This window comes from Brytella acorum, from assembly GCF_029309905.1.
Lineage (GTDB): Bacteria > Pseudomonadota > Alphaproteobacteria > Acetobacterales > Acetobacteraceae > Brytella > Brytella acorum.
This window is the reverse complement of the sequence record NZ_JARBJP010000001.1, coordinates 463,226-475,507: the sequence shown is the minus strand read 5'-3', so window position 1 is coordinate 475,507 and position 12,282 is coordinate 463,226. Positions and strand designations below refer to the sequence as shown.

Below are 12,282 nucleotides of genomic sequence, written 5' to 3'. Positions count from 1 at the left end.
CAGAAAGCCACGCCATGCGCCTCTCACCGCACATGACCGTCATGCAGAATGCCGCGACCAAGGCGGCCCGGCGCCTGGTCCGCGACTTCGCCGAAGTGGAGCAGTTGCAGGTCAGCGTCAAAGGTCCGGGCGATTTCGTGTCCCAGGCCGACCTTCGCGCCGAGACGATCATTCGCGAAGAACTCGAGCGCGCGCGCCCGGGCTATGCTTTCCTGATGGAAGAGAGCGGCGCGTCGGGCGGCGAGAACTGGACATGGCGCTGGATCGTCGATCCGCTCGACGGGACGACAAATTTCCTGCACGGCATTCCGCAATGGGCCATTTCGATCGCCCTCGAGCGCCGCCTGTCAGACGGTCAGACCGAGATCGCCGCGGCCCTCGTCTATAATCCGGTCAATAACGAAATGTTCTGGGCCGAGCGCGGCGTGGGCGCTTTCCTCAACGACCGCCGCCTGCGCGTTTCCGCGCGCCGTGAAATGCTCCAGTCCGTTTTCGCGACCGGCATCCCTTTTGCGAAAGTCCCGGCCCAGCGCCGCCTTCCCTTCGCGCGGACGCTTGGCGCGCTGATGCCGCAGGTCGCGGGCATCCGTCGCTTCGGCGCGGCGGCCCTCGACCTCGCCTGGGTTGCCGCAGGTCGTTACGAAGGGTTCTGGGAAATCGGCCTCAAGCCCTGGGACTGCGCGGCAGGCATCCTGCTCGTGCGTGAGGCGGGCGGTTACGTGACCGATGAGAACGGGCGTGAAATCGCGAATTTCGACGGAGACCTGACGGTCGTTGCCGGAAACGCCCACATGCATGGCCCCCTGCGCGCCATCCTGCACGCCGCGATTCATCCTGAAGCCTGAAACAGACTGGGGCAGGCCCGGCGTCTGCCTCTTGGCGTCCCCTGCCCCCGACGGCCAGCAACCAAATCCGCTCGAGGATCAAGACGGGCCATTGCTCCCCACGGAAGGGCGTGGTTAGGATTGCGCCAACATGAAACGGCCGCAACCATTCACTCTCCGTCTTCTCCCGGTGGCCCTCGCGGCTGCCCTCCTCACCGGGCCGACCGCCCACGCCCAGATTTCGACCAATCCCGATGCTCTGCCGATGGCAGCGCCGCCGCCGCCCAAGGCCGTCCCGAGCCGCACGACGCACAGCCCCGTCGCCAGAAGCGCCCGTTCCGGCACGATACCGAACAAGCCAGGGACCGCACCGGTCACGCCGCCACCGACCTCGATGGCCACGCATGCGGTTTTACCGCCTGCCGTGCCCGCAGCGGCGCCCGCGCCCGTCATCATACCGCCTCCCACCGTCGAGGTGCCGATACATCCCGCCGTACCCCCGACCCCGGTGACGCCCGTGGCCGGCGCTCCGGGCTCCGTGAGCGAGCGACCCGACGGCGTCCGCGTCCTGTTCGGTCAGGACAAGGCCGATGTCAGCCCCGCGACCTTTGACGCGTTGAAAGCGGCGGCCAGCCGCCTGGCCGCGCGGCCAGATTTGCGGGTCACGCTCCTGAGCTACGCACCGGGCAAAACTGACGATTATTCCATGCCCCGCCGTGTCGCCCTGGCGCGTGCACTTGTGGTGCGGTCGATCCTCATCAACAGCGGCGTCGCCACCACACGCATTTACCCGCGGGCCATCGGCGTGCCCCCTGCTGGCGATTCCAGTCCACCCGATCGCCTGGACGTGATCGCCGAGGGGGCCGTCCCGCTCAAACCCGCGCAGGCCCAGTTCGGCACCGCCGCGGTCCCGGTTCCTTCATCATCCTCTCCTGCTCAAAAGGCCACGCCGTGACCAGACCGACCATTTTCCTGCTTCGCATGGCCGTGTTCCTCGTCGCCGTCGCGGCGGTCGGGGCCATGCTGTGGCGTACGCTGACCGCGGCCTTTCTCAGCAATCCGCTCCTCGACGGGCTGATCCTCACCATCCTTCTCATCGGCGTCGCCTGGAACATCAGCATCGTCTTGAGGCTTCTTCCCGAAGTGAAATGGGTCGAACTGCTGCGGCAGCCGCGCACGGGCCTCGCCCCGCCCAGTCCTCCGCGCCTGCTCGCGCCCATGGCCAGCATGCTCGCCTCGCGCAACCGGCACGACCGGATCTCGCTCTCCACGCAGACGACGCAGATCATGCTCGACAGTCTGTCGTCGCGCCTCGACGAATCGCGCGAAATCTCGCGCTACATGACGCAGCTCCTGATTTTCCTGGGTCTTCTCGGCACCTTCTACGGCCTGCTGCTGACGGTCAGTTCGATCGCCAATGTGATCGGGGACATGTCGGTAGGAGACGGCAACCTCGACAATATGTTCGGGCAGTTGAAAACGGGCCTGGCAGCGCCACTGCATGGAATGTCCACGGCGTTTTCAGGTTCGATGTATGGCCTGGCCGGCGCCCTCGTCCTGGGCTTTCTCGACCTGACCGCCGGGCAGGCCCAGACACGTTTTTTCAATGAACTTGAAGAGTGGCTCGCCGGACTGACACGCGTCGGTGGATCGGCCATCGAAACTGGTGACTCCTCGGTTCCGGCGTATGTCCAGGCCCTGCTCGAGCAGACGGCCGAAAACATGGAAGCCCTTCAGAACGCAATCATACGCGGAGAGGAAGGACGTTCAAAACAGGTCCTGCTTCTCGAAGCCCTGCAGGAGCGTCTCGGCGATATGACCGAAGCCCTGCATGCCAACCAGAAGCTTGTGACGCGTCTTGCCGAAACCCAGCTTGCGCTCGCTCCCCTCGTCAAACACGCGGCGGACGCGGTGACGCCGGGCTCTCCCGCTTTCGATGAAGCCCGCCAGACCCGCGAACAGTTTGCCAGGATCGAAGCCCAGCTCGGTCGCCTCATCGAAGACTCCCATCAGGGGCGCCTCCAGCTCAGCGGTGAAATCCGCACGGATCTGCGCGTGATCGCACGGACGATTGCCGCCAGCTCCAACCTGCACGGCCAGGGCTGAGCCCCGCATATGGCCCGCCGCCGCCGCACCTCCCATAATGGTCTTGACGCCTGGCCCGGCTATGTGGACGCCCTGTCCACGCTGCTGATGGTCGTCACATTCGTCCTGCTGGTTTTCGTGCTCGGCCAGCAGTTTCTATCGGTTTCCCTCAGTCAGCGAACGCATGCGCTGGACGCGATCAAGGCTCAACTGGCGGAACTGCAACACACGCTGTCCTTGAGTGAAAACCGTAACCGTTCGCTGGATGCGATGGTCGCGTCCCTCACCAGTGAACGCGATCATCTTAAGGCGGAAGCCGATGCGCTGACGACGCAGGTCGGAACGCTTAACGGCACGATCGCCCAGAAGGATCAGGCGCTGGCCTCCGCCGGGCAGGCCACGCAATCCGATCAGGCCACCATTACCGAGCTGAAGTCCCAGATCGAACAGCTCAATATCCAGCTCAAGGCCATCAGTGACGCTCTGGACATCAGCAAAAAGGATGTCGCGTCGCGCGAGGAGCAGATCAAGGACCTGGGCAATCGCCTGAACCTGGCACTTGCCGACAAGGTCAACCAGCTCAAGCGTTATCGTTCGGAATTCTTCGGTCGCATGCGCGAGGCCATGAAGAACCAGAAGGGCGTGGAGATCGTCGGCGACCGTTTCGTGTTCCAGAGCTCCGTTCTCTTCCCCGAGGGCAGTGCGGACCTCACGCCCGAAGGCGTGAAGGAAATCAGGACACTGGCAACGACGTTCAAGCAGGTCTCGGGGCAGATCCCGAAAGATATTCCATGGATTTTGCGGGTCGACGGGCACGCCGACAAGCAGCCGATCCACAGCAAGTTTCCCAGCAACTGGGAGCTGTCGTCAGAACGCGCGATCATGGTCGTGAAGCTGCTGATCCAGCAGGGCGTCGATCCGCGCCATCTGGCTGCGACCGGCTTTGCGGATTACCAGCCACTAGACAGCGGCAATACGGCACAGGCCTATGCGCGTAACCGCCGTATCGAGTTCCGCCTGACCGATCGATGAACGATTATGATGAACGATCATACCGAGATGACGTCTCCAGACGTCATCTCGGTATCTTTGGCTGGTCACCAAAGCCGCCCCCATAAAACGATCGGGCGGATGCCCTTCGTGGACATGCTTCGATCTGACGGGGAAACTTCTTAAAGACGCTTGCGTTGAGTCGAAGCGAGATCGCCCGAACATCATGATCTGCGAATACGCTCAACGCGTGAGCGGACAGCCATGATCGTGGAAGCGTCCGTCGCACTGCGAAGGAGTTCATCATGACCGCCAAAGAGCACGGCAAGAAAGAACCTGCGAAAAAAGAGCGGGACCTCGACGAAGCCCTCAAGGAGAGCTTCCCGGCGAGCGACCCGCCATCGCAGGAAGATCCCGACCGTCCCAAAAAATAGGCAGAACCCGGAGAACGGCAATAATTGCCTGCAAGGAGGCGCTGACATTGCTCCGGCGATCCTCTATGTAGCGCACCATGACCGCCACTCCGCTTTCCCAGATTCGTAATTTCTCGATCATCGCCCATATCGACCATGGCAAATCGACGCTTGCCGATCGTCTGATCCAGGCATGTGGCGCGCTGACCGAGCGCGAGATGAAAGCGCAGGTGCTCGACAGCATGGAGCTGGAGCAGGAGCGCGGCATCACCATCAAAGCCCAGACCGTCCGCCTGACCTATCCGGCCAAGGACGGCAAGACCTATATCCTCAACCTGATGGATACGCCGGGCCACGTGGACTTCGCCTACGAGGTCAGCCGCTCGCTCGCGGCATGCGAAGGCTCGCTTCTGGTCGTGGATGCCTCCCAGGGCGTCGAAGCGCAAACTCTGGCCAATGTCTATCAGGCCATCGACGCGAACCACGAGATCGTCCCGGTCCTGAACAAGGTCGATCTCCCGGCGGCCGATGTGGAGCGCGTCCGCGCGCAGATCGAGGAAGTGATCGGCATTCCGGCCGACGACGCGGTGGAAGTTTCCGCCAAGACCGGTCTGAACATCGAGGGCGTGCTCGATGCGCTCGTGACGCGGCTGCCCGCTCCAAAGGGCGATCGCGACGCACCGCTTCAGGCGCTTCTCGTCGATAGCTGGTATGATCCGTATCTCGGCGTCATCATCCTGATCCGCGTGATGAACGGCACCGTCAAACGCGGCGACCGCATCCGCATGATGCAGGCAGGATCGACCTACCATGTCGATCAGGTCGGCGTTTTCCTGCCCAAGATGACCAATGTCGACGAACTTGGTCCGGGCGAGATGGGTTACATCAACGCCGCCATCAAGACGGTCGCGGATGTCGCCGTCGGTGACACCATCACCCTGGATCGCCATCCGGCCCCGGCGGCGCTCGCAGGGTTCAAGCCATCGATCCCGGTCGTGTGGTGCGGTCTCTTCCCCGTAGATGCCGATGACTTCGAAAAGCTGCGCGAATCGCTGGGCAAGCTGCGCCTCAACGACGCGTCTTTTCACTTCGAAGCGGAAACGTCCGCCGCACTCGGCTTCGGTTTTCGCTGCGGCTTCCTCGGACTGCTCCATCTCGAAATCATCCAGGAGCGCCTGTCGCGCGAATTCGACCTCAATCTCATCGCGACCGCCCCGTCCGTCGTCTACAAAATGACCATGACGGACGGGACGAAGGAAGACCTGCACAACCCCGCCGACATGCCCGATATCGGCAAGATCGCCTCCATCGAGGAGCCGTGGATCAAGGCGACGATTCTTGTCCAGGACGAATATCTCGGCGCGGTGCTGACGCTGTGCAGCGAGCGTCGCGGCGTGCAGCTCGACCTCACCTATGTCGGCAACCGCGCGATGGCCGTCTACAAGCTGCCGCTGAACGAAGTCGTCTTCGACTTCTATGATCGCCTGAAATCACTGACGCGCGGCTATGCGAGCTTCGACTATCACATGGACGGCTATGAAGAGAGCGATCTCGTCCGCATCTCCATTCTCGTCAATCAGGAGCCTGTGGACGCGCTCGCGTTCGTCGCGCATCGCACCGTGGCCGAAAATCGCGGTCGCGCGATCTGCGCGAAACTCAAGGACTTGATCCCGCGGCAGCTTTTCAAGATTGCCATTCAGGCCGCGATCGGCTCGCGTGTCATCGCCCGCGAGACCATCGGCGCCATGTCGAAAGACGTGACCGCCAAGTGCTATGGCGGTGACATCAGCCGCAAACGGAAACTGCTGGAGAAGCAGAAAGAGGGTAAAAAGCGCATGCGGCAGTTCGGCAAGGTCGAAATTCCGCAGAGCGCCTTCCTCGCCGCCCTGAAAATGGACTGAGCCTGCTCCGGGAGGCGGGCGCGTCGGGAACATTGAAGAGCACCGCTGCGCCGAACCTCCGATCTTTAAAATGAACGACAGGTCGCCGCAACAGATTGATCGCGCACGTCCGCGCTGTCACTGTCGGTACATGCGCCGTCTGCCCCTATGCCTCCTGTTCCTGACGATTCTCTCGGGCTGTGCTCAGCCTGAAACCTCCTTTCCGACGAGTCCGGGTGGCGGCCCGGTGCCTGTCATCATGATTTCGCTCGACGGGTTCAGAAACGACTATCTCTACCAGGGCGATACGCCGACGCTCGATCACCTCGCCGACACCGGCGCCGTGGCCGACATGCATCCGTCTTTTCCGTCCGTGACATTTCCCAACCACTATACGCTCGTCACCGGCCTTCGCCCGGACATGCACGGCATCGTCGGCAACCGGATGCTGGACCCGGCTATTCCTGACGAAGTCTTCGATGTCTCGCGCGGAACGGGGTTGCAGGATCCGCGTTGGTGGGATGGCGCGGAACCGGTCTGGGTCACGGCGGAAACCCATGGGCTGCATGCGGCGTCGATGTTCTGGCCGGGCACGGATACGCCGATCAAGGGCGTCCTGCCGGATGACTGGGCGCATTACGACAAGACCCTGTCGGCCGATGACCGCATCACCCGCGTTCTTGGATGGTTTCAGAGACCTGTGGCCGAACGTCCCGTTCTGACGACGATCTATCTCGAAGACGTCGATCATGCGGGTCACAGCGACGGGCCGAATTCCGAAGCCCGACATACGGCCGCGGCAACCGTCGATCACGCGGTCGGGATGCTGCTCGACGGTCTGCGACAGAACCATATCATCGCGAACATCATCATCGTTTCCGATCACGGCATGGCTCAGATAAGCCCGCATCGCGCCATTCCCCTGTCCCGTCTGGCGCCGGTCGGAGAGATGGAGATCGTCACGTCCGGCGCCTATGCAGGCATCAATCCGACGCCGGGTCATGAACGGTCCCTGGCCGACGCCCTGGCCAAACCGCACGATCACGTCCAGTGCTGGCCCAAGGAGCATATCCCGGAGCGGCTGCATTACGGTCGAAACGCCCGCGTTCCGGCATTTATCTGCCTGGCTGACGTGGGGTGGGTTCTGACCGGCCCGCGCGATACGCATCCGGTTCACGGAGGCGCTCATGGCTACGACCCGGCGGCGCCAGAGATGACCGCGATCTTTATCGGCAATGGCCCCGCGTTTGCGCGCGGCACGAAGCTCGCGCCCATCAACAATACCGACATACAGCCTCTTGTGCTTCATCTTCTGGGTCTCGTAGGCCAGACCGGCGACGGGACGTTCAGGGATCTCCGCGCCGCGCTGACCCCCGCCTACGCGGATCTCCAGTAGCGGCGTTGAATAGCGGACTTGCGGAACGTCATCGCAACGAACATCATGTCTCCCACCGGACGTTCCAGCCCCTCCCCCATGGGCATCATGACGCATTGTCGGGAGACAGACCTTCTTGCCTCAGAAATCCCCGTCATGGCTCGACCGTCATTTCAGCATCTCGGAGCGCGGCTCCACCCCGCAACGTGAGATTCTGGCGGGTCTGACCACGTTCGGTGCGATGGCCTACATCATGGCGGTCAATCCGGCGATCATGGGCGCTGCGGGGCTGGACCGCCATGACATGATCATGACGACCATCGCAGCCGCCTTCTGCGGAACTCTGCTGATGGCCCTTGTCGCCAACCTGCCGATCGCCCTGGCGCCAGCGATGAGCAGCAACGTCATTTTCGCGCAGGTCGTCGTCCAGCAGATGCACGTGGCACCCGCCACGGCATTCACCATCATTCTGCTCGGAGGAACGGCTTTTACGGCGCTCTCGGTCTCGAGGTTGCGCGAAAAGCTCGTGCGGGCCTTCCCGCAGCCCGTAGTGATGGGCATTCAGGTCGCGATCGGCATTTTCATCGCGCGGATCGGCATGATCACAGGTGGCCTGGCCGTTCCGGCGGCGGACGGGTTTCACTTTGGAGAACTGGGAAACCCGGCCGTCCTGCTCTGTCTGGGCGGCCTGGGAGTCGCAGCCATCGCGACCGTCTGTCGCCTGACGGGTGGCCTCCTGCTGGCGATCGCCGTCGTCACGATCGCGGGCCTGTTCCTCAACGATCACGGTCATCCGATAACGCGCTGGCCGGAACACCTCGCGGAATGGCCGCATTACCCCACGCATCTTCTCTTCGCGTTCGATTTTCACGACTTCGCCTCGCATCTCGGCCTTCTGCTTCCCATCACCCTCTATTTCCTCATCAGCGACTTCTTCGACGCCACGGGCACGATGTTCAGCATCACCGGCCGGGCCGGGATTCTCCAGGCGGACGGCACACCGACACCCAGCCGCGCCGCCTTCGCCGCCGACGGCGCGGCCAGCATGATCGGGAGCGCCCTGGGGACATGCACGGTCTCGGCCTATATCGAGAGCCTCGTCGGCGTGGAAGCGGGCGGGCGCACGGGTCTGACCGCCGTTGTCGTCGCACTTCTCTTTCTGGCGTCCGCCGTCTTCTGGCCCATTATCACGATCATACCGGCCATCGCGACCGCCCCCGTTCTGATCCTGGTCGGACTGGGGATGCTCTCGCATATCTTCTCGATGCAGGACCGTGCTCCCGAAGCCGTCATGACGCCCCTGCTGATGCTGCTGATCGCCGTACTGACCGGAAATTTCATGTACAGCCTAGCGCTTGGCCTGATTTTTTACTCCGTGTTGCTCATGGCCACGCGACAGTTCGCGCGTCTCACCCCGACGCTGCTCGGACTGGACGCGATCTTTCTGTTTTATCTCATTCTGACGAACCAGCTCGGACTTGGCACCAGCGGCTGACACATAAACCCACCCGGCATTAACCCGTCCGAAACTCCTGATCGGCAGACTGACGCCACGATCACCGAGCGTCAGGACACCATGCCCCATATCTTTCTCGCCACGCCATGCTATGGCGGCCTGCTGACCCAGAGCTACATGCAGTCCGTTCTCGGTTGCGTCATGGAGGCCGGTCAGCGCGGCATCCAGGTCACTCTGGCTACCATCGGCGACGACGCCCTGATAACCCGCGCCCGCAACACGCTGCTGCATCAGTTTTTCACGCGCACGGATGCGTCGCACATCCTGTTTGTCGACAGCGATATCGGCTTTTCGGTCTCAGATATCGAAGCTCTTCTGGCCGCGGAAAAACCCGTCATCGGTGGCGCCTATCCCCTCAAGGCGCGATACTGGGACAACGCGACAAGCCGCCTGATGGCTCTTGGCGAGCCGCCTGAAACCGCGAGTCTGCGCTATGTCGGCGACTGCGCTTCCATCTATGAACAGGCCGGCACGAAAGCCGGAGAGCCTCTGGCGAAAGTCGCCTATCTGGGCACCGGTTTCCTGCTGATCGAACGCGAGGTCGTCGCACGCCTGCGCACGGCGCACCCGGAAACGCGCTATCGAAGGATCGACGCCCCAACGACCGACGCATCGCCGGAACAGGACGCCTACGCGCTCTTCGACTGCATGATCGACCCGGAAACGCAGACCTATCTGAGCGAGGATTTCACCTTCTGCCACCGCTGGCGGAAACTCGGCGGCGAAGTCTGGCTGCATCGGGGTCCGAAACTGAGCCATACCGGCCCGTCCACATTTCAGGGCGATCCCATGATCCGTCGGATCAGCGTCGTATCCTGACCCGACAATTTTTATCGAAACGCCGCGCAGTCCGATCCCGGCTCGACGCCGCGCAGGGCATTCTGCGCGAAGGTCATGCCCTCGTCGCTCGACACGAATAGCGCGCTCATGTGGTTCTGATCCGGGTCATGGCGCACCCGCATGCGGGTGCCAGCGCGACATAGATCGGCAGCGAGGCGATCCTGCGCGGCGCCGGGAACCTGAACGTCCTTTCCGCCAATAGCGAAGAAAACGGGGGCCTGGATACGCAATGTCGGGTAGGCCGCCCAGTCGAATGCCGGTTTCAGATCCTCGAACGCCGAAGCGGTGAGCGCTGTCGCGGGCGTGAGGCCCGAAGTCGCGAGAAGTGCCATGAAGGGCACCGGACAGAGTGTTCCCGCCTGCTGATAGACAGTCCGGGCCTGCGGCGAAAAGGCCCGCGCGGCGTCGCCTGTCGGCATCGCCGCGGCGAGAGATGCGCCCATCAGCATCAGTTCTCCCAGTTCTGGATCACGTTGATGGCCGCTCTCCCCACGGACCTGCCCCGCCAGCATCGCCACACTGCGGGAGTCCCAGTACGGCGCCCCGCTGACCACGACCGCACCGATCCGCAACTCCGGCGCGTACTCCGCCACCATTCCGGCCGCCGAAAGAGCGGCGTGCGCGCCGGGTCCATGCCCTGCCAGCACGGTGCGACGACTGAAACGCCCGTCATTCGTCGTGACGGCGCGCACGGCGTCCAGCATGCTCATGCCTTCTTCCCGCGCGTTCAGATAAAATGGCCGCCCGCGCCTTGGCTGGTCCGTCATGATCACAGCGAAACCGCGTTTGAGCCAGGACAGAAGATAGGGGCCGTAAGGACCGCGCGATACGTCTGTCGCTGTGGGGGCGCAATCGTCGGCCAGTCCGGGCATTCCGTCGCCCCACGCCATGACGGGCCAGCCCCCGACCGGCGGCGGTCCTGCGGGCGTGAACACCATCGCAGTGACCGTCAGCATATGGGCCGGGACGAGAACATCCGTCGTGTAATAGGTCACGACCGCCGAGCGACCGGGAAAGTCGTTCTCTTTCGGAATGACCGAAATCAGCGCTCCCGGCTGGGGACGAAAGGAAAGAGGCGCGTCAACCTGTGGCGCCTCACAGCCGCCCAGCGTCCCCGTCAGGCCCACGGCCAGAGCGATTGCCCAGGACATCCTTCTCGGAAATGCGCCAAGACCTGCCACGAGATCAGCCCGGATGACACGTCGATGCGGGCGCCCGGCCGGACAGGAGGCCGTCCGCGAAGTCCAGAGCGTCCATCTGCGCGCGACGCAGCACAGGCGTATGTTCCGCCCCGGCATAATGGTACACGCTGACAGGCGTGCCTGCCGCGCATAGATTCTGTCCGAGACGTTCCTGAACGCCGAGAGGGATCTGCGTATCCCCGCCGCCGATGGCCAGCATGAGCGGTTGCTTGAGGGCCAAAGTGGGGTAGCGCGACCAGTCAAGAGCCGGTTTGAGAGCCGTCGCCACCCCCGGAGCAAAAGCATTGGCCGGCGTCAGACGGCGATGCTCCATGGCGGCGAAGACGTCGCTGCGACACTCGCGGGATGCCTTGCCATAAAGTTCCATGGCCCGGTCCGTGAACGCGCGTTCGGGAATAAACTGCGAATCCGCCCGACCGAGCGAAGCACCCATCATCAGCGCGTAGAACACATTGGGCGAAAAGCGGCTCTCGCCATGCACACCTGAAAAGAACTGCGGATCGTTGGCCGGATCGGGCGCCCCGACCGCGATCGTCCCCAGGATCTGAAGTTCGGGCGTGTAACCCGCGGCCATCCCCGCCGCCGCGATCACGGCATGCGCGCCCTGATCGTGGCCGAGCAGCACCACGCGGTCGCTCAGCCCTCTCACGGCCCGGGTTGCGGCGCGCACCGAATCCAGAACGGCCATGCCTTCCGAACGCGAATTCAGATAAAGCGGCGTCCCGGCCTCGCCCAACCCCGGAAAATCCGTTCCGACGACCGCAAACCCGCGTCGGATCCATGCCCCGTAGAAGCTGGCCTGTGGCCCGCCGATCCCCATGATCGAAGGCGCGCAGGTAATGGCAAGGCCACTCGTCCCATGAGCCCACGCCACGACCGGCCATCCGCCAGAAGGCGGCCTGCCGTAAGGCACGATCACGGTCGCCGACACCGCCACGAGCTGATGCGGCAGGTGCGCATCCGTGGAGCGATAGGCCATGCGATAGGTCGTGCCGGGCGCCTCGCTCGCCTGATGCTTGAGTGAAATCACCTCTCCCGCCGACGCGTACGCCCGCGCGGAATAATCCTCGTCATCGCCCATGCGGTGACAGGCGGTCATCGCCAGAAAAATGAGGCCGAACAGGGCGGGATGAAAACGCATCGGCAAAAAGCTTCTT

Annotated in this window: 11 protein-coding genes; 9 read left to right on the top strand and 2 right to left on the bottom strand. The window is 63.2% G+C overall.

The annotated features are described in order from the left end of the window. Nucleotides 1-14: 14 nt before the first annotated feature. From PWM43_RS02050 to PWM43_RS02010, 9 genes are all read left to right on the top strand, one after another. Nucleotides 15-845: an inositol monophosphatase family protein gene (locus PWM43_RS02050; RefSeq protein WP_289840898.1), complete on the top strand. Its 831-nt coding sequence runs from the start codon at nucleotides 15-17 to the stop codon at nucleotides 843-845. Between the two features lie 130 nt (nucleotides 846-975). After that, complete coding sequence (locus PWM43_RS02045) at nucleotides 976-1,779, top strand: OmpA family protein (protein WP_289840897.1); 804 nt, start codon at nucleotides 976-978, stop codon at nucleotides 1,777-1,779. Further along, on the top strand, nucleotides 1,776-2,930 hold the full coding sequence (locus PWM43_RS02040; protein WP_289840896.1) for a flagellar motor protein MotA: 1,155 nt from the start codon (nucleotides 1,776-1,778) through the stop codon (nucleotides 2,928-2,930). Before PWM43_RS02045 ends, PWM43_RS02040 begins: the two co-directional genes overlap by 4 nt. Before the next feature lie 9 nt (nucleotides 2,931-2,939). Continuing rightward, a complete protein-coding gene (locus tag PWM43_RS02035) occupies nucleotides 2,940-3,941 on the top strand; it encodes a peptidoglycan -binding protein (RefSeq protein WP_289840895.1) in 1,002 nt (333 codons plus the stop codon). Nucleotides 3,942-4,204: 263 nt separating this feature from the next. Then, entirely contained in the window at nucleotides 4,205-4,333 is a 129-nt protein-coding gene (locus PWM43_RS02030) for a hypothetical protein (protein WP_289840894.1), read from the top strand. Nucleotides 4,334-4,410: 77 nt separating this feature from the next. Further along, nucleotides 4,411-6,213 carry a translation elongation factor 4 gene (lepA, locus tag PWM43_RS02025; protein ID WP_289840893.1) on the top strand — a complete coding sequence of 601 codons (1,803 nt, stop codon included), beginning with the start codon at nucleotides 4,411-4,413 and terminating at the stop codon, nucleotides 6,211-6,213. Between the two features lie 70 nt (nucleotides 6,214-6,283). After that, the gene (locus PWM43_RS02020) at nucleotides 6,284-7,588 is read left to right on the top strand and encodes a nucleotide pyrophosphatase/phosphodiesterase family protein (RefSeq protein WP_289840892.1); all 1,305 of its coding nucleotides are present in this window, start codon (nucleotides 6,284-6,286) and stop codon (nucleotides 7,586-7,588) included. A gap of 115 nt (nucleotides 7,589-7,703) precedes the next feature. Next, the gene (locus PWM43_RS02015; protein ID WP_289840891.1) at nucleotides 7,704-9,062 is read left to right on the top strand and encodes an NCS2 family permease; all 1,359 of its coding nucleotides are present in this window, start codon (nucleotides 7,704-7,706) and stop codon (nucleotides 9,060-9,062) included. A gap of 81 nt (nucleotides 9,063-9,143) precedes the next feature. After that, on the top strand, nucleotides 9,144-9,902 hold the full coding sequence (locus tag PWM43_RS02010; protein WP_289840890.1) for a hypothetical protein: 759 nt from the start codon (nucleotides 9,144-9,146) through the stop codon (nucleotides 9,900-9,902). Between the two features lie 11 nt (nucleotides 9,903-9,913). Here the strand turns inward: PWM43_RS02010 and PWM43_RS02005 are convergent, their stop codons facing one another. Together PWM43_RS02005 and PWM43_RS02000 are read right to left on the bottom strand one after the other, a co-directional pair. Then, a complete protein-coding gene (locus PWM43_RS02005) occupies nucleotides 9,914-11,074 on the bottom strand; it encodes a lipase family protein (RefSeq protein ID WP_289840889.1) in 1,161 nt (386 codons plus the stop codon). Between the two features lie 34 nt (nucleotides 11,075-11,108). Then, nucleotides 11,109-12,266 carry a lipase family protein gene (locus PWM43_RS02000; protein WP_289840888.1) on the bottom strand — a complete coding sequence of 386 codons (1,158 nt, stop codon included), beginning with the start codon at nucleotides 12,264-12,266 and terminating at the stop codon, nucleotides 11,109-11,111. Nucleotides 12,267-12,282 lie beyond the last annotated feature (16 nt).